The organism is Streptomyces sp. NPDC014764 (assembly GCF_043082785.1).
Lineage (GTDB): Bacteria > Actinomycetota > Actinomycetes > Streptomycetales > Streptomycetaceae > Streptomyces > Streptomyces althioticus.
The window spans coordinates 21,869-42,935 of sequence record NZ_JBIBXY010000004.1 but is presented as its reverse complement, the minus strand read 5'-3'; the positions used below and the strand labels follow the sequence as shown (position 1 = coordinate 42,935).

At 71.8% G+C, this 21,067-nt stretch carries 21 protein-coding genes; 13 read left to right on the top strand and 8 right to left on the bottom strand.

Annotated features, from left to right (window positions below):
• Positions 1-211 precede the first annotated feature (211 nt).
• The 10 genes from ACF1AG_RS12050 (at position 212) to ACF1AG_RS12005 (ending at position 8,302) form a co-directional block, all read left to right on the top strand.
• Positions 212-1,150 (top strand): DUF2520 domain-containing protein, encoded by a 939-nt coding sequence (locus ACF1AG_RS12050; protein ID WP_359745511.1) that lies wholly within the window; start codon positions 212-214, stop codon positions 1,148-1,150.
• A gap of 70 nt (positions 1,151-1,220) precedes the next feature.
• Entirely contained in the window at positions 1,221-2,219 is a 999-nt protein-coding gene (gene panC, locus ACF1AG_RS12045) for a pantoate--beta-alanine ligase (protein ID WP_387795749.1), read from the top strand.
• Positions 2,216-3,919, top strand: coding sequence for an L-aspartate oxidase (locus tag ACF1AG_RS12040; protein ID WP_387795747.1), 1,704 nt, complete (start codon positions 2,216-2,218; stop codon positions 3,917-3,919). The genes panC and ACF1AG_RS12040 overlap by 4 nt, the downstream gene beginning before the upstream one ends.
• Before the next feature lie 5 nt (positions 3,920-3,924).
• Complete coding sequence (gene nadC, locus ACF1AG_RS12035) at positions 3,925-4,902, top strand: carboxylating nicotinate-nucleotide diphosphorylase (protein WP_359602102.1); 978 nt, start codon at positions 3,925-3,927, stop codon at positions 4,900-4,902.
• Between the two features lie 8 nt (positions 4,903-4,910).
• The gene (locus tag ACF1AG_RS12030; RefSeq protein WP_048459544.1) at positions 4,911-5,708 is read left to right on the top strand and encodes a type III pantothenate kinase; all 798 of its coding nucleotides are present in this window, start codon (positions 4,911-4,913) and stop codon (positions 5,706-5,708) included.
• A gap of 131 nt (positions 5,709-5,839) precedes the next feature.
• Complete coding sequence (locus tag ACF1AG_RS12025) at positions 5,840-6,442, top strand: hypothetical protein (protein ID WP_359602101.1); 603 nt, start codon at positions 5,840-5,842, stop codon at positions 6,440-6,442.
• A gap of 26 nt (positions 6,443-6,468) precedes the next feature.
• On the top strand, positions 6,469-6,642 hold the full coding sequence (locus tag ACF1AG_RS12020; protein ID WP_359602100.1) for a hypothetical protein: 174 nt from the start codon (positions 6,469-6,471) through the stop codon (positions 6,640-6,642).
• A 161-nt stretch (positions 6,643-6,803) separates the two neighbouring features.
• Positions 6,804-7,211 carry a BlaI/MecI/CopY family transcriptional regulator gene (locus tag ACF1AG_RS12015; RefSeq protein WP_387795743.1) on the top strand — a complete coding sequence of 136 codons (408 nt, stop codon included), beginning with the start codon at positions 6,804-6,806 and terminating at the stop codon, positions 7,209-7,211.
• A gap of 9 nt (positions 7,212-7,220) precedes the next feature.
• Positions 7,221-7,754 carry an amino-acid N-acetyltransferase gene (locus ACF1AG_RS12010; protein WP_359602098.1) on the top strand — a complete coding sequence of 178 codons (534 nt, stop codon included), beginning with the start codon at positions 7,221-7,223 and terminating at the stop codon, positions 7,752-7,754.
• A 212-nt stretch (positions 7,755-7,966) separates the two neighbouring features.
• Positions 7,967-8,302 carry an Lsr2 family protein gene (locus tag ACF1AG_RS12005; protein ID WP_102641546.1) on the top strand — a complete coding sequence of 112 codons (336 nt, stop codon included), beginning with the start codon at positions 7,967-7,969 and terminating at the stop codon, positions 8,300-8,302.
• Here the strand turns inward: ACF1AG_RS12005 and ACF1AG_RS12000 are convergent.
• Positions 8,281-8,988, bottom strand: coding sequence for an SCO3374 family protein (locus ACF1AG_RS12000; RefSeq protein WP_391809691.1), 708 nt, complete (start codon positions 8,986-8,988; stop codon positions 8,281-8,283). The two genes, ACF1AG_RS12005 and ACF1AG_RS12000, sit on opposite strands and share 22 nt — an antisense overlap.
• A 431-nt stretch (positions 8,989-9,419) precedes the next feature.
• Between ACF1AG_RS12000 and ACF1AG_RS11995 the strand changes: the two genes are divergently transcribed.
• A complete protein-coding gene (locus ACF1AG_RS11995; protein ID WP_359602096.1) occupies positions 9,420-11,945 on the top strand; it encodes an ATP-dependent Clp protease ATP-binding subunit in 2,526 nt (841 codons plus the stop codon).
• Positions 11,946-12,019: 74 nt separating this feature from the next.
• Here the strand turns inward: ACF1AG_RS11995 and ACF1AG_RS11990 are convergent, their stop codons facing one another.
• Complete coding sequence (locus tag ACF1AG_RS11990; RefSeq protein ID WP_359602095.1) at positions 12,020-12,673, bottom strand: HAD family acid phosphatase; 654 nt, start codon at positions 12,671-12,673, stop codon at positions 12,020-12,022.
• A 440-nt stretch (positions 12,674-13,113) separates the two neighbouring features.
• Here ACF1AG_RS11990 and ACF1AG_RS11985 point away from each other — a divergent pair, with 440 nt between their 5' ends.
• The gene (locus ACF1AG_RS11985; RefSeq protein ID WP_391809690.1) at positions 13,114-13,851 is read left to right on the top strand and encodes a M23 family metallopeptidase; all 738 of its coding nucleotides are present in this window, start codon (positions 13,114-13,116) and stop codon (positions 13,849-13,851) included.
• Between the two features lie 28 nt (positions 13,852-13,879).
• Here ACF1AG_RS11985 and ACF1AG_RS11980 read toward each other — a convergent pair whose 3' ends face one another.
• Entirely contained in the window at positions 13,880-14,476 is a 597-nt protein-coding gene (locus ACF1AG_RS11980) for a helix-turn-helix domain-containing protein (protein WP_359602093.1), read from the bottom strand.
• A 137-nt stretch (positions 14,477-14,613) separates the two neighbouring features.
• Between ACF1AG_RS11980 and ACF1AG_RS11975 the strand changes: the two genes are divergently transcribed.
• Entirely contained in the window at positions 14,614-16,182 is a 1,569-nt protein-coding gene (locus ACF1AG_RS11975) for an MDR family MFS transporter (RefSeq protein ID WP_387795738.1), read from the top strand.
• Positions 16,183-16,377: 195 nt separating this feature from the next.
• Here the strand turns inward: ACF1AG_RS11975 and cseC are convergent, their stop codons facing one another.
• From cseC to ACF1AG_RS11950, 5 genes are all read right to left on the bottom strand, one after another.
• Positions 16,378-17,721 (bottom strand): two-component system sensor histidine kinase CseC, encoded by a 1,344-nt coding sequence (gene cseC, locus ACF1AG_RS11970; protein ID WP_359602091.1) that lies wholly within the window; start codon positions 17,719-17,721, stop codon positions 16,378-16,380.
• Between the two features lie 8 nt (positions 17,722-17,729).
• Positions 17,730-18,419, bottom strand: coding sequence for a two-component system response regulator CseB (gene cseB / locus ACF1AG_RS11965; protein ID WP_359602090.1), 690 nt, complete (start codon positions 18,417-18,419; stop codon positions 17,730-17,732).
• A gap of 161 nt (positions 18,420-18,580) precedes the next feature.
• Positions 18,581-19,231, bottom strand: coding sequence for a hypothetical protein (locus ACF1AG_RS11960; protein WP_359602089.1), 651 nt, complete (start codon positions 19,229-19,231; stop codon positions 18,581-18,583).
• Entirely contained in the window at positions 19,219-19,758 is a 540-nt protein-coding gene (locus ACF1AG_RS11955; protein ID WP_359602088.1) for a SigE family RNA polymerase sigma factor, read from the bottom strand. The genes ACF1AG_RS11960 and ACF1AG_RS11955 overlap by 13 nt, the downstream gene beginning before the upstream one ends.
• Positions 19,759-20,040: 282 nt before the next feature.
• Positions 20,041-20,976, bottom strand: a complete 936-nt coding sequence (locus tag ACF1AG_RS11950; protein ID WP_391809689.1) for an A/G-specific adenine glycosylase — start codon at positions 20,974-20,976, stop codon at positions 20,041-20,043.
• Positions 20,977-21,067: the final 91 nt, after the last annotated feature.

Below are 21,067 nucleotides of genomic sequence, written 5' to 3'. Positions count from 1 at the left end.
CGCGCCCTCCGAGCGGTCACCTCGATTTCGTACGAGGACGGGGGCGGAGGCGGCCCGTACGCGAGGACGGGCGCGGTCCGTTCGCGAGGGCGGGAGCGTCCACGGATACCCACAGCTGTGGACAACCGGTGGCCGCCGGAACCGATCGCGTTAACATGACGAGAAATCGTCCGGTACCCCGAGCGGACTGGAACGGGAAGGCCGCCGTCGCGTGAACACAACCCCACAGCCCGATCCCCGGGACCGCCCCGCGCGGCTCACCGTCGGCGTCGTAGGCGCCGGACGCGTGGGCCCCGCACTCGCCGCGTCCCTCCAGCTGGCCGGGCACCGTCCGGTGGCCGTCTCCGCCGTCTCCGACGCCTCCCGCAGACGCGCCGGGGAGATGCTGCCGGACGTGCCGGTGGTGCCGCCCGCCGAGGTGCTGGAGCGGTCCGAGCTGGTGCTGCTGACCGTCCCCGACGACGCGCTGCCCGAGCTGGTCACCGGACTCGCCGAGACCGGCGCCGTGCGTCCGGGCCAGCTCCTCGTGCACACCTCGGGGCGGTACGGCGCGAAGGTCCTCGACCCCGCCCTGCGCGCGGGCGCGCTGCCGCTCGCCCTGCACCCGGCGATGACGTTCACCGGCACCCCCGTGGATGTGCAGCGGCTCGCCGGCTGCTCCTTCGGCGTCACCGCGCCCGACGAACTGCGACTGGCGGCCGAGGCCCTGGTCATCGAGATGGGCGGCGAGCCCGAGTGGATCGCCGAGGAGAACCGCCCGCTGTACCACGCGGCCCTCGCCCTGGGCGCCAACCACCTGGTCACCCTGGTGGCCCAGTCTCTGGAGCTGCTGCGCACCGCGGGCGTCGGCGCCCCCGACCGGATGCTCGGCCCGCTGCTCGGCGCCGCCCTCGACAACGCCCTGCGCTCCGGCGACGCGGCCCTCACCGGCCCCGTCGCCCGAGGGGACGCCGGCACGGTCGCGGCGCACGTCGCCGAGCTGCGCAAGCACGCGCCGGGGACCGTGGCCGGGTACCTGGCCATGGCCCGCGCCACCGCCGACCGAGCCCTCGCCCACGGGCTGCTGAAGCCGGAGCTCGCCGAGCCCCTCCTCGGGGTGCTGGCAGGACCGTCCGACGCGGCCGGCGGCACCCCGGGGGAGACCACATGAGCGGCACCCGCGCTCCTCACGTCCACCCCACCCGTACGCCCCCGCGCGCGTCCCGGAACGGAGCCGCCCGATGACCGCCACCCTGCTGCGCACCGCCGCCGACCTGCACGCCCGCGCGCGTACCGGCCGCCGTGCCGTCGTGATGACCATGGGCGCGCTGCACGAGGGCCACGCCACGCTGATCCGCGCCGCGCGGAAGATCGCCGGGCCCGAAGGCGAGGTCGTCGTCACCGTCTTCGTCAACCCGCTCCAGTTCGGCGCCGGCGAGGACCTGGACCGCTACCCGCGCACTCTGGACGCCGACGTCGAGCTGGCCGGGAAGTCCGGCGCCGACGCCGTGTTCGCCCCGTCCGTCGACGAGGTCTACCCAGGCGGCGAACCGCAGGTCCGGATCAGCGCCGGACCCATGGGCGAGCGGCTGGAGGGCGCCTCCCGCCCCGGCCACTTCGACGGCATGCTCACCGTCGTGGCGAAGCTGCTGCACCTCACCCGACCCGACGTCGCGCTGTACGGGCAGAAGGACGCCCAGCAGCTCGCCCTGATCCGGCGCATGGTGCGGGACCTGAACTTCGGCATCGAGATCGTCGGCGTGCCCACCGTCCGCGAGGAGGACGGGCTCGCGCTGTCCAGCCGCAACCGCTACCTGTCGCCCGCCGAGCGGCGCACCGCGCTCGCCCTGTCGCAGGCCCTGTTCGCGGGCCGCGACCGGCATGCCGCGCAGGAGGCGCTGCGCGCCCGGGCCCGCGAGGTGCCCGCCTCCCGCGCGCGTGCCGAGGCGCTCAGCGCGATCGGCGAGTCCCGCGCCGCCGCCGACGCGCACGCCGTCGCCACCACCGCCGGCGGCCCCGCCGCGATCCGCGCCGCCGCCCGCCTGGTGCTGGACGAGGCCGCCCGCCTCGACCCGCCGCTCAGGCTGGACTACCTGGCGCTGGTCGACCCTTCCGACTTCACCGAGATCGGCGACGGCTTCACCGGCGAGGCCGTCCTCGCGGTCGCCGCGCGCGTGGGCGCCACCCGGCTGATCGACAACATCCCCCTGACCTTCGGAACGTTCGGAGACGCCTCGTGACCAGCACAGGCATACGGCTGCACGCCCCGGCTCCGGGGTGGTCCATCGACGCGGACGTGGTGGTCGTCGGCTCCGGCGTCGCCGGTCTCACCGCCGCCCTCCGCTGCGAGGCCGCCGGACTGACGACCGTGGTCGTCACCAAGGCGCGCCTCGACGACGGCTCCACCCGCTGGGCGCAGGGCGGCATCGCCGCGGCGCTCGGCGAGGGCGACACCCCCGACCAGCACCTCGACGACACCCTGGTCGCCGGCGCGGGCCTGTGCGACGAGGAAGCGGTGCGCATCCTGGTCACCGAGGGCCCCGACGCCGTACGGCGGCTCATCGCGACCGGCGCGCGGTTCGACGAGGCCGGCGACGGCGGTCTGGAACTCACCCGTGAAGGCGGCCACCACCGGCGCCGCATCGCCCACGCGGGCGGGGACGCCACCGGCGCGGAGATCTCCCGCGCCCTGGTCGAGGCGGTCCGCGCGCGGGGGATGCGCACCATCGAGAACGCGCTCGTCCTCGACTTGCTCACCGATGCCGAGGGCCGCACAGCCGGCGTCACCCTGCACGTCATGGGCGAGGGCCAGCACGACGGCGTGGGCGCGGTGCACGCGCCCGCCGTGGTGCTCGCCACCGGCGGCATGGGCCAGGTGTACTCCGCGACCACCAACCCGGCCGTCTCCACCGGTGACGGCGTCGCCCTCGCGCTGCGCGCGGGCGCCGAGGTGAGCGACCTGGAGTTCGTCCAGTTCCACCCCACGGTGCTGTTCCTCGGCCCGGACGCGGAGGGGCAGCAGCCGCTGGTCTCCGAGGCGGTGCGCGGCGAGGGCGCCCACCTGGTGGACGCCGACGGCGTGCGGTTCATGCTCGGGCAGCACGAGCTGGCGGAGCTGGCGCCCCGCGACGTCGTCGCCAAGGGCATCGTGCGCCGCATGCTGGACCAGGACGCCGAGCACATGTACCTCGACGCCCGTCACTTCGGCGCCGAGATGTGGGAGAACCGGTTCCCGACCATCCTGGCCGCCTGCCGCGCCCACGGGATCGACCCCGTCACCCGGCCCGTGCCGGTCGCCCCGGCAGCCCACTACGCCTCCGGCGGCGTCCGCACCGACTCGCACGGCCGCACCACGGTGCCCGGCCTCTACGCGTGCGGGGAGGTCGCCTGCACCGGCGTGCACGGCGCCAACCGGCTCGCGTCCAACTCGCTCCTCGAGGGCCTCGTCTACGCCGAGCGCATCGCCGCCGACATCGCCGGAACCGGTCTCCGCGCGCGCGTGCCGCAGCCGCTGCCCACGGCGGAGCGCCCCGCGCACCCGCTGCTCCCGCCCGAGGCGCGCTTCGCCATCCAGCGGATCATGACCCGCGGCGCGGGCGTGCTGCGCTCCGAGGCGTCCCTGGCCGAGGCCGCCGACCGCCTGCACCGGCTGCACGCCGACGCGCGCGACGCCCTCGACGAGCACGGCAAGACCGCCGAGCCCGGCGTCGACACGTGGGAGGCCACCAACCTGCTGTGCGTCGCCCGTGTGCTCGTGGCGGCGGCACGGCGGCGCGAGGAGACCCGCGGCTGCCACTGGCGCGAGGACCGGCCCGGGCGCGACGACACGGCGTGGCGTCGCCACATCGTCGTACGGCTGAATCCCGACCGATCGCTGGCGGTGCGCACCACCGACACCACAGACTTCCCCCCGACCCTCCCTCAGGCCCAGGAGCAGTGACAGCAGTGACCACCCCCGACCTTCCCCTCGTCTCGTCCGGCGGCTGTGGCGACGGCTGCGCCTGCGGCGCCGGCGAGGAGGACACGTACCTGGAGTGCGGGCTCGACCCCGCGCTCGCCCAGCTCCTGGCCGACGCGGGGCTCGACCCCGTCGAGGTCGAGGACATCGCCAACGTGGCCCTCCAGGAGGACCTGGCGCACGGCGAGGACGTGACCACGGTCGCGACCATCCCCGAGGACGCCGTCGCCACCGCCGACTTCACCGCCCGTGAGGCGGGCACGGTGGCCGGTCTCCGGGTCGCCGAGGCGGTCATGTCGATCGTCTGCACCGAGGAGTTCGAGGTCGAGCGGCACGTGGAGGACGGCGACCGCGTGGAGGCCGGCCAGGTGCTGCTGTCCGTCACCACCCGCACCCGCGACCTCCTCACCGCCGAGCGCAGCGCGCTGAACCTGCTGTGCCGGCTCTCCGGCATCGCGACGGCCACGCGCGCGTGGGCGGACGCGCTGGACGGCACGAAGACGAAGGTGCGCGACACCCGCAAGACCACGCCGGGGCTGCGCGGCCTGGAGAAGTTCGCGGTGCGCTGCGGCGGCGGCGTCAACCACCGCATGTCCCTGTCGGACGCGGCGCTGGTCAAGGACAACCACGTGGTGGCCGCGGGCGGCGTCGCGCAGGCCTTCGAGGCCGTCCGCGAGCGCTTCCCCGACGTGCCGATCGAGGTCGAGGTCGACACCCTGCACCAGCTCCGCGAGGTGCTGGACGCGGGCGCCGACCTGATCCTGCTGGACAACTTCACGCCCGGCGAGTGCGAGGAGGCGGTGTCCCTCGTCGACGGCCGCGCGGCGCTGGAGGCCTCCGGCCGCCTCACCCTCGCCAACGCGAGGGCGTACGCCGACACGGGCGTCGACTACCTCGCCGTCGGCGCCCTCACCCACTCCTCGCCGATCCTCGACATCGGCCTCGACCTGCGCGCCGCGGAGTAGGACCGGCCATGCTGCTGACCATCGACGTGGGCAACACGCACACCGTTCTCGGACTGTTCGACGGCGACGAGATCGTCGAGCACTGGCGCATCTCCACGGACGCGCGGCGCACGGCGGACGAGCTGGCCGTGCTCCTCCAGGGCCTGATGGGCATGCACCCGCTGCTGGGGGAGGAGCTGGGCGACGGCATCGACGGCATCGCCATCTGCGCGACCGTCCCGTCCGTGCTGCACGAACTGCGCGAGGTCACCCGCCGCTACTACGGCGACGTGCCCGCGGTCCTCGTGGAGCCGGGCGTGAAGACGGGCGTGCCGATCCAGTTCGACAACCCCAAGGAGGTCGGCGCGGACCGCATCATCAACGCGGTCGCCGCCAACGAGCTGTACGGCGGCCCTGCGATCGTCGTCGACTTCGGCACGGCGACGACGTTCGACGCGGTCTCCGCGCGCGGGGAGTACGTCGGCGGGGTCATCGCGCCCGGCATCGAGATCTCGGTCGAGGCGCTGGGCGTCAAGGCCGCCCAGCTCCGCAAGATCGAGGTGGCCCGGCCGCGCACGGTGATCGGCAAGAACACGGTCGCGGCGATGCAGTCCGGCATCGTCTACGGCTTCGCCGGTCAGGTCGACGGCGTGGTCAACCGCATGGCGCGGGAACTGGCCGACGACCCGGACGACGTCACGGTCATCGCCACGGGCGGCCTCGCCCCCATGGTGCTGGGCGAGGCGACGGTCATCGACGAACACGAACCCTGGCTGACCCTGATCGGCCTCCGCCTCGTCTACGAACGCAACGTGTCCCGCATGTAGCCCCCGCTTCTCCGGCGAGCGCGCCCACCGTGCCTCGGGTGGTGGGCGCGCGCCCCGGCCACCCGGGTGGTGGGCGCGCCACACTGACGATCTTTGGGTGGATTTGTCTGATTAGCGCGTATCGTCGCAGCATGCCCACGCCCTACGGATCCCGCGGCGGCCTGGCGTTCGGTGCGGAGGAGCTGCGTGTGCTCCGCCGCGCCCTCGCCCTCGCCCTGCACCCCAGCCCGGCCACGGCCGACGACGTCCAGGACTGCCTGCGCCTCGCCGCGTCCCTCGACGAGGCGACACGCGAGAGTGCCCGGCTGCGCGCCTTTCTGGTGGCCGATCTCGGCCGCTACCGCGCCGCCCTCCCCGGCACCGCCGCCGGCTACCTCGCGCTCCTGGAGGAGGCGCTGGGCGCCGGATACCGGCCCCAGCCGGACGATCTGGCCGCTCTGCGCGCCCTGCGCGGCAACCCCACCGCCGCCGCCCTGCTGCGGCACTGCGAGCGCGTCCGTCTGACCGCCCTGCCCGGCGGTCTGGCCTCCGCGGGCCAGGAGCAGGAGCGCAAGGAGCCGCAGAAGAAGCCCGAGGAGCGGCCCTCGACTCCGCACCCCGCGCCGAACCCGAGCCCCGAGCCCGCGCCCGGCACCCCCCGCCCGACCAGGCGGCCCGTGCCCACGCCCGGCGAGGTCTTCCCCCGGCGCAAACCCGCCACGCCCCCGCCGGGCCAGCACCTGGCCGCCGGCTGACCCGCCCGCCTGGCTACTCTGGACGCATGGACTACGTCTCCGCGCTCCTGCCCCCGGTCGTCATGGCCGTCTTCTTCGTCGGCGTGATCCGCGTCATCGTGAAGACCCAGGGCGGCGCCAACAAGACCAAGGAGGACGCCGCCGTCGACGCGGCCCTCGCCCGGGCGGAAGGCTCGCCCGCGGGCAGGACCGACGCCTGACCGCGACCACCGCGGCATCTCAGGGGCGTACGACACGCTATCGTACGCCCCTTTTGTCATGGTTCGCCAGGCATCACGCACGTCCGGCACGCCATTGCCGGGATCTCCCACTATTGTTCTGAGTTGTGCCTCGCCCATTGGGAGAACTCGAAGACGCGGTCATGACGCGGGTCTGGAAGTGGAACCGCCCGGTGACCGTTCGGGAAGTCCTGGAAGATCTCCAGAAGGAACGGTCCATCGCGTACACCACGGTGATGACCGTTATGGACAATCTCCATCAGAAGGGCTGGGTGCGCCGCGAGTCCGAAGGGCGCGCCTATCGATATGAGGCCGTCTCCACTCGCGCCGCCTACGCCGCCGCCCTCATGAACGAGGCGTGGTCGCGGAGCGACAACGCCGCCGCGGCTCTCGTCGCGTTCTTCGGCATGATGAGCGAGGAACAACGGCAGGCTCTCCAGGACGCCATGCGGATCGTCCAGCTCCCGCAAACGCCCGAAGCCGACGACGGCAACGCCGGTACTCCCGCCGACGAGAACCCCGCCTCTCGCGACGAGTCCGGCGGACGATAGCGTCCGTCCATGTCAGCAGACAGCCCCGAAGTCACCGCAAATGCCCTCACCGTGCGACGGGCGCGCACCAGCGATGTGCCGGCCGTACGCCGCCTCCTGGACGACTACGTCCGCCGGGGCATCCTGCTCGACAAAGCCACGGTGACGCTTTACGAGGACATCCAGGAGTTCTGGGTGGCGGAACGGGACGACAACGCGGAGGTCGTCGGCTGCGGCGCCCTGCACGTGATGTGGGAAGACCTCGCGGAAGTGCGCACTCTCGCGGTGAAGCCGGGCCTGAAGGGCGCGGGCGTGGGCCACCGCCTGCTGGAGAAGTTGCTGCAGACGGCCCGCTGGCTCGGTGTTCGACGCGTTTTCTGTCTGACCTTCGAAGTGGACTTCTTCGGCAGGCACGGCTTCGTGGAGATCGGTGAGACGCCCGTCGACCGCGATGTGTACGCGGAGTTGCTGCGCTCCTATGACGAGGGTGTCGCGGAGTTCCTGGGTCTCGAACGCGTGAAACCGAACACCTTGGGCAACAGCCGGATGCTTCTGCATCTGTGATCTGTGCCAGGGCCCCTATGCGGGTGCCCTATGTCCGAAACGCGCATGTTTCCGGGGTGTGCGAGGCCGCCTGTCCTCTGCCGGGGGTTTGTGTTTTTACGGCAAAAGCGGTTTGCTTTCCGGGGTACTGCAGTACTGCATATAACAAGGGGCGGCGATACGGCGGACGCCGGCTCACCCCGGCCCTCAAGTTATCGATGAAAGGAAATCCGGTGGCACAGAAGGTTCAGGTCCTTCTTGTCGACGACCTCGACGGCGGCGAGGCGGACGAGACCGTGACGTTCGCGTTGGACGGCAAGACCTACGAGATCGATCTCACCACCGCCAACGCGGAGAAGCTCCGCGGCCTTCTCGAGCCTTACGTGAAGGGCGGTCGTCGCACCGGGGGCCGCGCTTCCGGCGGGCGCGGAAAGGCGCGTTCCTCCTCGGGCGGCAGCCAGGACACCGCGGCCATCCGCGCCTGGGCCAAGGAGAACGGCTACGAGGTGAACGACCGCGGCCGCGTCCCCGCGTCCATCCGCGAGGCCTACGAGAAGGCCAACGGCTGACCCACGCCCCGCACGGCGGCGCCCGCACCGGAGCGCCGCAGGCGTACGCGGTGGATCTGCGTCGCCACGGTGCCGACCAGACGCACGAGGTCCGGGGGGCCGTCACCGACCCCTCGCGGGCTCCTCGTGCCCATCGCCGACAGTGTCGGCAGCGAGGCCTCCGCCTCGCGACCCGGCTCGGGGGGCCGCAGCCATACGGCGGCCCCCTGCGGACCGTCCGGGCGCCCGTCCCCGGGATGCCCCGCGCCCGGGTGTCCATGCGGTGCGTCCGGCCCGGCCCCGGCGGCCCACGGGGCGGGGGCGTCCATGAGGCGCCCCTCGCCGAGCGCCCGCAGGTCGAGACCCAGCCCGCCCCACTCCAGCCACTCCAGCAGGCCCGGCACCTCGTCGGCGCCCCCCGTGGCGATCAGCAGCAGCATCCGGTCCCCCCGGACGGCGACCGGAAAGCCCTCCGCGGCCGCGCCCAGCCGCTCCAGCGCCGCACGGCCCGCCTCCACGGGCACGTCCAGGACGTCGAACCGCACGCCCACCACCAGCCGCGGCGGCACTCCGGGCACCGTGGGCCAGCCCAGGACGTTCTCGTACCAGAGGCGTGTCCGGTCGCCGTGACGCCCCTCGCTCACCTCACGGGCGGGCAGGTCCGGCCGGCGGGGCGACGGGAGGGTGACGGAGCGGATACCGGGCATGCCCGGGGCAACGCCCGACGACCCGCGGGGTTACGCTGGGTGCCTGAACGTGTGCGCACAGTGTCGAACATGGGGGCGCGCGGGGGTGAAGCGGGGCGCAAGGTTGTTCGCCCGTAGCGGAGGGAACCCGTGCACTCGGCATGGACAGTCAGTCGCAGCGGGTAAGACATCCCTAGTGGGAGGGGGCGACACGCAGGGCGGGACGGCTCCCGTTCGCCACGGGCGTACTGGCGAAGGGGGTAACTGCCTGGCCTGCGGGAACATCGTCTCGCACCATCGGGTTGGAGCAGATGTCGGCGTGAGCGGGGTCAGGAGGCCATCGACGGTGTCGGCAGTTGGAATGAGCGGTCCCCGCTTGCGGGACTAAGCTGCGGAAGGACAGGGAGGGGAAGTTCCCCCCACTGCCTGACCGCTCTGAGGAGCGATTAACGATGTTCGAGAGGTTCACCGACCGCGCGCGGCGGGTTGTCGTCCTGGCTCAGGAAGAAGCCCGGATGCTCAACCACAACTACATCGGCACCGAGCACATCCTCCTGGGCCTGATCCACGAGGGTGAGGGTGTCGCCGCCAAGGCCCTTGAGAGCCTCGGGATTTCGCTCGAGGCGGTCCGCCAGCAGGTGGAGGAGATCATCGGGCAGGGCCAGCAGGCCCCGTCGGGTCACATCCCCTTCACCCCCCGTGCCAAGAAGGTCCTGGAGCTGTCGCTCCGCGAGGCCCTCCAGCTGGGCCACAACTACATCGGCACGGAGCACATCCTGCTCGGCCTGATCCGTGAGGGCGAGGGCGTCGCCGCCCAGGTCCTGGTCAAGCTGGGCGCTGATCTGAACCGCGTGCGGCAGCAGGTGATCCAGCTGCTCTCCGGTTACCAGGGCAAGGAGACCGCCACCGCCGGCGGTCCTGCGGAGGGCACGCCTTCCACGTCCCTGGTCCTCGACCAGTTCGGCCGGAACCTCACCCAGGCCGCTCGTGAGTCCAAGCTCGACCCGGTCATCGGGCGCGAGAAGGAGATCGAGCGGGTCATGCAGGTGCTGTCCCGCCGTACCAAGAACAACCCGGTGCTGATCGGTGAGCCCGGCGTCGGCAAGACCGCCGTCGTCGAGGGCCTCGCCCAGGCCATCGTCAAGGGCGAGGTGCCCGAGACCCTCAAGGACAAGCACCTCTACACCCTGGACCTCGGTGCCCTGGTGGCCGGCTCCCGCTACCGCGGTGACTTCGAGGAGCGCCTGAAGAAGGTGCTCAAGGAGATCCGCACCCGCGGCGACATCATCCTGTTCATCGACGAGCTGCACACGCTGGTCGGTGCGGGCGCCGCCGAGGGCGCGATCGACGCGGCGAGCATCCTCAAGCCGATGCTGGCCCGCGGCGAGCTGCAGACCATCGGTGCGACCACGCTGGACGAGTACCGCAAGCACCTGGAGAAGGACGCGGCCCTCGAGCGCCGCTTCCAGCCCATCCAGGTCGCCGAGCCGTCCCTGCCGCACACGATCGAGATCCTCAAGGGCCTGCGCGACCGCTACGAGGCGCACCACCGCGTCTCCATCACGGACGAGGCACTGGTCCAGGCCGCCACCCTGGCCGACCGCTACATCTCGGACCGCTTCCTGCCGGACAAGGCGATCGACCTGATCGACGAGGCCGGTTCCCGGATGCGCATCCGCCGGATGACCGCGCCGCCGGACCTGCGCGAGTTCGACGAGAAGATCGCCGGCGTCCGCCGCGACAAGGAGTCCGCGATCGACTCGCAGGACTTCGAGAAGGCCGCCTCGCTGCGCGACAAGGAGAAGCAGCTCCTGGCCGCCAAGGCGAAGCGGGAGAAGGAGTGGAAGGCCGGCGACATGGACGTCGTCGCCGAGGTCGACGGCGAGCTGATCGCCGAGGTCCTCGCGACCGCCACCGGCATCCCGGTCTTCAAGCTGACCGAGGAGGAGTCCAGCCGCCTGCTCCGCATGGAGGAGGAGCTGCACAAGCGGGTCATCGGCCAGAACGACGCCGTCAAGGCGCTGTCCAAGGCGATCCGCCGCACGCGCGCCGGTCTGAAGGACCCGAAGCGTCCGGGTGGCTCGTTCATCTTCGCCGGTCCGTCCGGTGTCGGTAAGACGGAGCTGTCCAAGGCGCTCGCCGAGTTCCTCTTCGGCGACGAGGACGCGCTGATCTCCCTCGACATGTCGGAGTTCAGCGAGAAGCACACGGTGTCGCGTCTCTTCGGTTCGCCCCCCGGTTACGTGGGCTACGAGGAGGGCGGCCAGCTGACGGAGAAGGTGCGCCGCAAGCCGTTCTCGGTCGTCCTCTTCGACGAGGTCGAGAAGGCCCACCCGGACATCTTCAACTCGCTGCTGCAGATCCTGGAGGACGGTCGTCTGACCGACTCCCAGGGCCGGGTCGTGGACTTCAAGAACACGGTCATCATCATGACGACCAACCTCGGCACCCGGGACATCTCCAAGGGCTTCAACCTCGGCTTTGCCGCCGCGGGCGACACGAAGACCAACTACGAGCGCATGAAGAACAAGGTCTCGGACGAGCTCAAGCAGCACTTCCGGCCCGAGTTCCTCAACCGCGTCGACGACGTGGTGGTCTTCCCGCAGCTGACCCAGGGCGACATCCTGCGGATCGTCGACCTGATGATCGACAAGGTGGACGAGCGTCTGAAGGACCGGGACATGGGCATCGAGCTCTCCCAGTCCGCCAAGGAGCTGCTGTCCAAGAAGGGCTACGACCCCGTGCTGGGCGCCCGGCCGCTGCGCCGGACCATCCAGCGGGAGATCGAGGACTCGCTGTCGGAGAAGATCCTCTTCGGCGAGCTGCGTCCCGGTCACATCGTGGTCGTGGACACCGAGGGCGAGGGCGAGGAGCAGACCTTCACCTTCCGCGGCGAGGAGAAGTCGGCCCTGCCCGACGTCCCGCCGATCGAGCAGGCGGCCGGCGGCGCCGGCCCGAACCTGAGCAAGGACGCGTAAGCGCCCTGCCTCACGGCCTGTGAAAGGGGCCGGCACCCGCGAGGGTGCCGGCCCTTCCGTGTGCCCGGGGACCGTCAGGAGAGCTGGCCGTCGTAGTCCGGGAGCTTGAAGGTGCGCTCGGCGTGGCCGCCGGAGAGGTCGGTGGCGCTGTTGCCGATGTTGGCGATGATCGTGTAACCCTTGCGCTCGATGTCGACGCGCTGGGCGGTCTTGTACTCGGCGACGTTCCGGAAGAGGTCGACGAGACCTCGGACGTACAGGCCGGAGGACTCGTAGCCGGCGTGGTCGAGGTTCCACTCGGTCGGCAGGTAGATGATGCCGGGCCGGGCCGTGACGAAGAACAGGTCGACTCCGCGTTCCTCGGCGTACCGGGCGACCTCCAGGACCGGCTCGTTGGCGGGCTGCGGGAAGCTGAAGCCGAAGTCGGTCTCCAGCGCGGTGTTGTCGATGTCGAGGACGATCGCCTGCTTCTCGCCCGGACGGGCGTCGGCGATGCGCTGCTTCACATAGGGCAGGGCCTGGTCCATGACGGCCCGGCAGTCGCGCTGCCAGGTGTCGTAGTCGACGTCCGCCGCGAGGGCGGGGGCGGTGGCCGGGAGGGCGGCGGTGGCCCTCGTGGGTGCCGCTGCGGAGGGTGTGGCCTCGGCGGGTGCGGCGAGGGCCACCAGGGCGGTCGCGGAGACGGCGGTCACCGATACGCGGCGCAGCCAGGAGCGTCGGCTTCTCATGTCGTGGGGGTCCTCTCACGTCCGTGACGCTGCCAACATGTCGTGTGCATGCTCGTGTGCGAGGGTGACGCGAGGTGAACCGTAGGGTTACCGGGCGGTAGGCGGCCAGAGGCCTGCGCCACATTTCTGCACCCGCTTTTTCACTCGGCCGGTGACGTGCCGCACAGGAGCTACGTCACGTACGGCCCGGAATAGTAGCGGGACACCGAAACTACATCGGACATTCAGGGCTAAAACGCGAGCGAACGGCTTGAAATGGGGCTTCTGCCCCCTGTGAGCCGCATCTCAGTAGTCGCACATCTCGGTCTGTATCTACGAATTCCGGTCGTAGGTCACACCTTTGCGGCTTTTCGGGCGAAAGGGTTACCACTGAATGGCCACCACGCCACGGGTCCCGTGAGCCGGTGGTTTCCCTCTGTCCCCTCCCCCATGAGGTTTCGATGTTCGAGCGCGTCACGTCCCGTTTCCCCCGTACGTCCGCCACCCGTACCCGTGCGGCCGTCCTGGCCGCCGGCCTGGGCACCTCGGTCGTCCTGGGAGTCGGGGTCGCGGCCGCCGTCGACAACACGGCCGCCTCCGGCGCGGCCGGCGCCGTGCAGGCGCAGGCGGCCGCCCAGTCCAAGGCTGCCGAGACGCAGGCGAAGGCCGTCCAGGCGCAGGCCGACAAGGCGCAGAAGGCCGCCGAGGCGAAGAAGGCGGCTGCCGCCAAGGCCGCGCAGGCCAAGAAGGCGGCGAAGGCCGCGGCCAAGAAGAAGGCCGCCTCCTGGATCGACCCGGTGAAGTCCTACAAGCTGTCGGCGAGCTTCGCGCAGAACGGCGGCATGTGGGCCTCCAAGCACTCCGGCCAGGACTACGCGGTCCCGACCGGCACCCCGGTGATGGCCGCTCACGGCGGCACGGTCGTGAAGGCCGGCGGCAACGGCGCCGGTGACGGCCCCGCGTACGGCAACGCCATCGTGATCAAGCACGGCAACAAGACGTACTCCCAGTACGCCCACCTGTCGTCCGTGAAGGTGAAGGTCGGCCAGGTCGTGAAGACCGGCCAGAAGATCGCCTCGTCCGGCAGCACCGGCAACTCCAGCGGTCCGCACCTGCACTTCGAGATCCGCACCACCCCGAACTACGGCTCCGCCGTGGACCCGGCGAAGTTCCTGCGCAACCACGGCGTGACGGTCTGACCCGCGGGGAGCGGGCAGGAGCGACCGCCTAGTCGCCGGCCGTGTGCCGGTGGGCCTGGGTGATCAGATCGACGGCGACCTCGAGAACGGCTTCCCGCCGCTTCCCGGGGTCGCTTTCGACTTCCTGGAGGACGTGCATCCCGGCGTGCAGCGTGAACAGGGCGCTGATGCAGCGCACCTGGTCGACCAGGTCGGCGTCGGGGTCGATGAGGATGTCCCGCAGCCCGAGCATCTTCGTCTTGAACATGTCGCCGATGCTCAGCTCGCGGATCGTCGCCTGGTTCTCCTGCATGAAGCGGAAGAGCGGGGCGGCTTCCATCAGTGCCGCGCTGTAGCGGCGGATGATCTCCTGCTTGGTCTCCAGCGAGTGCGGCTGACGGCGCCCCCACTCGATCAGGTCCTCGATCGGCCGGGAGAGGTCCTCGAAGATGGAGACGAGGATCTCTTCCTTGGTCTTGAAGTGGTAATAGAGCGCCGCCTTGGTGACGTCCAACCGCTCGGCGATCTCGCGCAGCGAGGTCTTCTCGTAGCCCTGCTCGGCGAAGAGTTCGAGCGCCACTTCCTGGATGCGCTGGCGGGTGTTCCCGCGGCGCCGCTGCTTGGTGCCGTCCATGGTGCCGCCCATCTTTCCCCTCGGACCCTCTTGACCAAAACTTACTTGACGCCCGGCTAGTTGCGTGAGTAGCTTCACGTCGAAGTGAACTAGCCGGGCGGCAAGTAAGTAAACACGGGCCACCGAGGGTGGCCGGGGGAGTGGGATCCATGGCGGACACAGTGGCGGCGGGGGCCGCACCGTCGGACGGCGTGAAACAGCCGCGGAGCGTGCGGGTGGTGCTGCTCGCCCTCATGATCGCGATGATGCTCGCGATGCTCGACAACATGATCATCGGCACGGCGATGCCGACGATCGTGGGCGAACTGGGAGGCCTGGAGCACCTCTCCTGGGTGGTCACGGCGTACACGCTGGCCACCGCGGCCTCCACCCCGGTGTGGGGCAAGGTCGGTGACATGTACGGGCGCAAGGGCTCGTTCATCACCTCCATCGTGATCTTCCTGATCGGCTCCGCGCTCAGCGGCATGGCGCAGGACATGGGGCAGCTCATCGCCTTCCGCGCGGTGCAGGGCCTCGGCGCGGGCGGTCTGATGGTCGGCGTCATGGCGATCATCGGCGACCTGATCCCGCCCCGGGAGCGCGGCAGGTACCAGGGCATGATGGCCGCCGTGATGGCCCTCGCGATGATCGGCGGGCCGCTCGTCGGCGGCACCATCACCGACAACTGGGGCTGGCGCTGGGCCTTCTACATCAACCTGCCGCTCGGCGTGATCGCCCTGGCCGCGATCGGCGTGGTGCTGCACCTGCCGAGGAAGCGGTCGCAGGCGGGCATCGACTACCTCGGCGTGGCGCTGCTGACCGTCGGCATCACCGCGATCGTCCTGGTCACCACCTGGGGCGGCACCGAGTACGCCTGGACCTCCACGCGGATCATGGAGCTGACCGCCCTCGGTGTCGCGTCCCTGGTCGGCTTCGTGTTCTGGCAGACCCGGGCCGCCGAACCGGTGGTGCCACTGCACATCTTCCGCAGTCGCAACTTCACGCTGATGTCCGTCATCGGCTTCATCGTGGGCTTCGTGATGTTCGGGGCGACGCTCTTCCTGCCGCTGTACCAGCAGTCCGTGCAGGGCGCCTCGGCGACCAACTCCGGTCTGCTGCTCCTGCCGATGCTCGGGGCGATGCTGGTCACCTCGATGGTCGCGGGCCGGGTGACCACGAACACCGGCCGCTACAAGGTCTTCCCGGTGGTCGGCAGCGCGCTGCTGATCGCCGGCCTGTACCTGCTGTCGACGATGGACACCGGGACGTCCCGTCTCACCTCCGGCGTCTTCATGGCCGTGGTCGGCCTCGGCATGGGCTGCCTGATGCAGATCACCATGCTGGTCGCGCAGAACAGCGTGGAGCTGAAGGACATGGGCGTGGCGTCCTCCACGACCACCCTGTTCCGCACCCTCGGCTCGTCGTTCGGCGTCGCGGTCATGGGTGCGCTGTTCAACCACCGCGTCCAGGACGTCATGGCGCAGCGGGCGGGCGCGCTGGGCTCCGAGGTGACCGAGCAGTCCGCCCAGCTCGACGCGGCGAGCCTGGCGAAGCTGCCGGAGGCCGCCCGCGAGGCGTACCAGCACGCGGTCTCCTCCGGCACGCACGGCGCGTTCCTGCTGGGCTCGGTCGTCGCCGTGCTGTCGCTGGCGGCGGCGGTCTTCGTCAGGGAAGTCCCCCTGAAGGGTGCGGGCCCCCAGCAGGAGGACACCCCGGCGCCCGCGCCGGAGACGGTCTGAGACGGCAGGGTTTCCCCGAGGCGGTCTGAGCGGCAGGGGTTTCCCCGAGGCGGTCTGAGCGGCAGGGTTTCCCCGAGGCGGTCTGAGACGGAGGGGCTTCCCCGAGACGGTCTGAGACACCAAGGGCTTTCCCGAGACGGTTGGAGACACCAAGGGGCTTCCCGAGGCGCCCATCGCGCCCCGGGGAGCCCTTTCTCACTGCCCCAGCACCGGGTAGCTCCCCGTGTTCGTCGGGGCGTGTTCCGGGAGCCACAGGACGGCCGCGGCGCCCTCGGGGGGCGTGTCGGGCGGGGCGCCCGGCGGGCGCACGTTGCGGAAGGTCAGGCGGGCGCCCAGGACGCGGGCCTGGCCGGCCGCGATGGTCAGGCCCAGGCCGTGGCCCCGGCCCGCCCGGTCCGCGCTGCCGGTGCGGAAGCGGCTCGGCCCCTCGGCGAGCAGGTCCTCCGGGAAGCCGGGCCCGTGGTCGCGGACCCGGACGACCCGCCCCTCGACGGAGACCTCGATGGGCGGAGCCCCGTGCCGCGCCGCGTTGGCGAGCAGGTTGAACAGCACCCGCTCCAGCCGCCGCGGGTCGGTGGTGACCTCCGACTCGTGCATCACCCGCACGACCGCGTCCGGGTCCTTCGCCGCGACCCGGCGGGCGACGAACTCGCCGAGCAGGATGTCCTGCAGCTCGGCCCGTTCGGAGGCGCTGTCGAGCCGGGCGACCTCCAGGACGTCCTCGACGAGGGTGCGCATCGCCCGCGCCCGGTCCTGCACCAGCTCCGTGGGCCGGCCCGGCGGCAGCAGCTCCGCCGCGGTGAGCAGGCCGGTCACCGGGGTGCGCAGCTCGTGGGCGATGTCGGCGGTCACCCGGCGCTCCGCCTCCAGCCGCTGCCGCAGCGCGTCCGCCATGGCGTCGACCGCACTGGCCAGGTCGTCGGTCTCGTCCCGCACCACCCCGCCGATGGAGTCCCGCACCCGTACGCCCGTCTCGCCCCCCGCGACCCGGTTGGCCGCCGTGGCCGCCTTGCGCAGCCGCCGGGACAGGTGTCCGCCGATGAGCACGCCGAGCGCGCAGCCGCCGAGCACGGTCGCGATGGAGCCGATCCACAGGGCCTGGTCGAGGTCCTTGAGGATGTCCGAGCTGCGGTCGGTGAAGCCGGAGTGCAGCGACATCACGTGCCCGTTCTTCAGCGGCACCGCCGCCCAGATGTCCGGCGCGCCGCCCCGGTCGGCGACGTACGTGGCGCGGCGGCCCTCCTCGACCTTGGCGCGCAGCTCCGCGGGCAGCTGCGGGTCGTCGATCTTGGTGTTGGGGAAGTTCAGCCGCCCGGACAGCTCGTAGTTCCGCTGGGCGATCATGATGCGCTCGTCGGCCAGGTCGCGTGCGTTGTCCAGCATCGACACCCGGGCCGCGTTGTGCACGACCAGGCTGAGCGCGACCGCAACCAGCGCGCCGACCAGCGCGATGGCCGCGCTGAGCTTCCATCGCAGGCCCGCGCCGATGCCGGCCTGCCGTACGAACGCCGTCACCAGGCGCCGGAGGTGTCCGCGCATCCGCCCGCTCAGGCCTTCAGCTTGTAGCCGAAGCCGCGGACCGTCTCGATCCGGTCCTGGCCGATCTTCGCGCGCAGCCGCTGCACATGGACGTCGACGACCCTGGTGTCGCCGCCCCAGCCGTACTCCCACACCCGCTCCAGCAGCTTGTCGCGGCTGAGGACGGTGCCCGGCGCCGCGGAGAACTCCAGCAGCAGCCGCATCTCGGTCGGGGTGAGCGCCACCGGCTGCCCGGCCTTGCGCACCTCCATGCCCTCGGTGTCGATCTCCAGCTCGCCGAAGGCCAGCACGGGACCACCGTCCGGTCCGGCGCCCGCGCCGCCCGCCCGCTCGAAGCGGCGCAGCACCGCGCGGATCCGGGCGACCAGGACCGCGCCGTCGAACGGCTTGGTCACGTAGTCGTCGGCGCCCGCCTCCAGGCCCAGCACCACGTCGATGGCGTCGGCACGCGCCGACAGCATGATCACCGGAACGGTCGACTCGTCCCGTATCCGCCGGCACAGGCTGACGCCGTCCAGGCCGGGCACCATGACGTCGAGGAGCGCGATGTCCGGCCGGTCGGCGCGGAACGCCTCCAGACCCGACAGCCCGTCGGGCTTCGCGGTGACCGCGAAGCCGTCCCGCTCCAGCGTGAGCTGGGTGGCCTCACGGATGACGTCGTCGTCCTCGACGAACAGGACATGGGTCTGGTCTGCCATCCCGCTGCTCTCAGTTCTCGTGTGGTCCCGGACCGGGCGTGCCCCCGCACCCGCCCGGTCGTCGTGTCTGTGGCCCACCCCACGGGACGCGCCGGCCGCGCGACGGGTTCACCCCTTCATCGTGCGAGGTTCCGCCGGCGGTTCCCGCTGTGAGCCGTGTCTCAGCCTTCCGGCGCCGGTGTCGGCGCCGCGCCGGCGACCGGCCCGTACTCGTTGTGCGTGCGGTACTTCTCGTCGAACCTGCCCGAGAGCCAGCGGTACGTGATCACCACCTCGCCGGACGGGCTCGACACCGGGTCGCCGCGGTCGTAGACCTGCTTGGTCACCACCAGGTCCCCGCGGTCGATCTCGGCGTAGACCGGAGGCTCCTCCGCGCTGAACACGTTGACGTAGCCGTCGCCCTGGTGCCGGTACACGTACGCGCCGACACCGACAGCGTCACCGCAGGTCAGCACGTTGACGACGACGTCGTCGCGGGCCTCGCCCGTGAGGTTGCCGTAGCTGACGTCCACCGGGTACTCGTCGGCGACGCAGGGCTTCAGCTCCCGCTTCACCTCGGCCGACACGGCCGGGTCCCCCTTGATCAGCCGTACCGCGTCCACCCGCTCGGGCGTCGGCGAGGACGCGGTGGCGGGGGCGGCCGGGCTGGCCCCGCCGTCCACCCGCGCCGGGCCCTCGTCCCGGGCGCCGGTGCCGCCCGCGCCGCATCCGGTCCCGAACAGCGCAACGGCGGCGAGCACGGCCGTCGCCGTACTCGCCGTCCGGGCGGTGGACCGGGCCCGATCGGGCCCCGAGCCGGTCAGGCCGCGCAACGCTCCCGCTCCTCACGCTCCAGCGCGCGTGCGTCCGAATCGCGGGACTCCAGCTCCTCGCGGAGCCGGGCCAGCGCCCGGTGCAGCGTGCTCTTGACCGTTCCGGCCGACATGCCGAGTGCGGCGGCCGTCTCGTCCGTGGACATCTGCTCCCAGTGTCGCAGCACCACGACGCTGCGCTGCTTCGGGGCGAGGACCTTCAGCACGTCCATCAGCAGGGCGCGGTCCGCGTACTGCTCGGTGGCGTCCTCCACGCGCGACTCGGGGAGCTGCTCGGTGGGCACCTCCTCCAGCTTGCGCGCCCGCCACCACTCCGTCCGCGTGTTGATCATGACACGGCGCAGATAGGCGTCGGCCAGCCGCTTGTCCTCGATGGTCTCCCAGCGGCCGTACGTGCGCACCAGCGCGGTTTGCAGCAGGTCCTGCGCCTCGACGGGATCCGGGACCAGGCGCCGGGCGCTGCGCAGCAGCGCGTCCTGCCGGGTGCGGACGTACTCCTCGAACTCGAGCACCTCGCCCTTCGCCATGGTGTACCGCCTTCCGGTCCCCGTTCCGGCCCGCCCCCGCGGGCCGGCCGTACCGCTCGTGTTCCGTCTCGTGTGCTCAGGTCGAGCACGCGATCGAAACTACGGAGGCGTTGTCACGGCACTGTGCGGAGCACCCTGCGAGCAGCCCTCGGGTGTCCGTCGGTTGTGTAACGGAGGGACGAACGGGACGAAACGGCGGACCGTCCTGTACGGATATACGGCGGTACGCCCGTCATGCGGGGTGTGACGGGCGTGAACCGTGTGGCGGGAAACGACCCGTGATCAGGTCAGCGGCAGCCGGTAGAGACCGCCCGGCATCGGCTCCACCAGGCCGTCCGACACCAGCCCGTCGAGCGCGCGGGCCCGCTGCACCGGCTCGTGCCACACCCGGTCCAGCGCCGCCTGCGGCACCGGTCCGTGCGCCTCCCGCAGCACCGCGAGGAGCCGGCCGCGCACCTGGCGGTCGGTGCCCGCGTACGTCTGCCCGCGGCGCGGCGGCCCGTCGTGCGCGGGCTTGCCCGCCAGCCGCCAGGCGCACTGCGCGGCGATCGGGCAGCGGTGGCACGCCTCGCTCTTCGCCGTGCACACCAGCGCGCCCAGCTCCATGGAGGCGGCGGCCCACCGGGCGGCCGTGGCCGCGTCCTCCGGCAGCAGCGCGCGGGCGAGCCGGCGCTCGGCGGCGGTGGTGGCGTTCGGCGGGTACTGCGTGCCGCTGACCGCGCGGGCGAACACCCGGCGGACGTTGGTGTCCAGCACCGCGTGCCGCTGCCCGTAGGCGAACGACGCCACGGCCGCGGCGGTGTACTCGCCGATGCCGGGCAGCGCCAGCAGCTGGGCGTGGTCGGAGGGGACGTCGCCGCCGTGCCGCTCCGTTATGGCCACGGCGGCTCCGTGCAGCCGCAGGGCGCGGCGCGGGTAGCCGAGCCGGCCCCAGGCGCGGACGGCCTCGCCGGGCGCCTCGGCGGCGAGGCCGGCGGGGCGCGGCCACCGGGCCATCCACTGCTCGTAGACGGGCAGCACCCGGTTGACCGGGGTCTGCTGCAGCATGAACTCACTGACCATCACCCCCCACGCGCCGGCCTCCGGGCGCCGCCACGGAAGATCCCGGGCGTGCTCGTCGAACCAGTCGATGACGGGGGAGTGCAGCGGCTCACCGGGAGCGCGCTCGGAAACGGAATCGGCGGCGGTGCCGTACGGGGGCTTCGTGGGAGCAGTCATGACGTGTCGATCCTGCCACGCCGGGCCGCGTGGGCGGCCGAGCGCCACGGGGTAGGTCCCCTCGTTCCCCGAGCGGGGACGGGTGCGTGCG

What these genes read in the sequence shown, in the direction of transcription:
- ACF1AG_RS12010 (WP_359602098.1), top strand. Translation starts at nt 7,221, where the DNA reads ATGTCAGCAGACAGCCCCGAAGTCACCGCAAATGCCCTCACCGTGCGA.
- ACF1AG_RS11975 (WP_387795738.1), top strand. Translation starts at nt 14,614, where the DNA reads ATGGCGGACACAGTGGCGGCGGGGGCCGCACCGTCGGACGGCGTGAAA.
- ACF1AG_RS11955 (WP_359602088.1), bottom strand. Translation starts at nt 19,758, where the DNA reads ATGGCGAAGGGCGAGGTGCTCGAGTTCGAGGAGTACGTCCGCACCCGG.
- ACF1AG_RS12030 (WP_048459544.1), top strand. Translation starts at nt 4,911, where the DNA reads ATGCTGCTGACCATCGACGTGGGCAACACGCACACCGTTCTCGGACTG.
- cseB (WP_359602090.1), bottom strand. Translation starts at nt 18,419, where the DNA reads ATGGCAGACCAGACCCATGTCCTGTTCGTCGAGGACGACGACGTCATC.
- panC (WP_387795749.1), top strand. Translation starts at nt 1,221, where the DNA reads ATGACCGCCACCCTGCTGCGCACCGCCGCCGACCTGCACGCCCGCGCG.
- cseC (WP_359602091.1), bottom strand. Translation starts at nt 17,721, where the DNA reads ATGCGCGGACACCTCCGGCGCCTGGTGACGGCGTTCGTACGGCAGGCC.
- ACF1AG_RS12000 (WP_391809691.1), bottom strand. Translation starts at nt 8,988, where the DNA reads ATGCCCGGTATCCGCTCCGTCACCCTCCCGTCGCCCCGCCGGCCGGAC.
- ACF1AG_RS12025 (WP_359602101.1), top strand. Translation starts at nt 5,840, where the DNA reads ATGCCCACGCCCTACGGATCCCGCGGCGGCCTGGCGTTCGGTGCGGAG.
- ACF1AG_RS11990 (WP_359602095.1), bottom strand. Translation starts at nt 12,673, where the DNA reads ATGAGAAGCCGACGCTCCTGGCTGCGCCGCGTATCGGTGACCGCCGTC.
- ACF1AG_RS11950 (WP_391809689.1), bottom strand. Translation starts at nt 20,976, where the DNA reads ATGACTGCTCCCACGAAGCCCCCGTACGGCACCGCCGCCGATTCCGTT.
- ACF1AG_RS12020 (WP_359602100.1), top strand. Translation starts at nt 6,469, where the DNA reads ATGGACTACGTCTCCGCGCTCCTGCCCCCGGTCGTCATGGCCGTCTTC.
- ACF1AG_RS11985 (WP_391809690.1), top strand. Translation starts at nt 13,114, where the DNA reads ATGTTCGAGCGCGTCACGTCCCGTTTCCCCCGTACGTCCGCCACCCGT.
- ACF1AG_RS11980 (WP_359602093.1), bottom strand. Translation starts at nt 14,476, where the DNA reads ATGGGCGGCACCATGGACGGCACCAAGCAGCGGCGCCGCGGGAACACC.
- ACF1AG_RS12015 (WP_387795743.1), top strand. Translation starts at nt 6,804, where the DNA reads ATGACGCGGGTCTGGAAGTGGAACCGCCCGGTGACCGTTCGGGAAGTC.
- ACF1AG_RS11995 (WP_359602096.1), top strand. Translation starts at nt 9,420, where the DNA reads ATGTTCGAGAGGTTCACCGACCGCGCGCGGCGGGTTGTCGTCCTGGCT.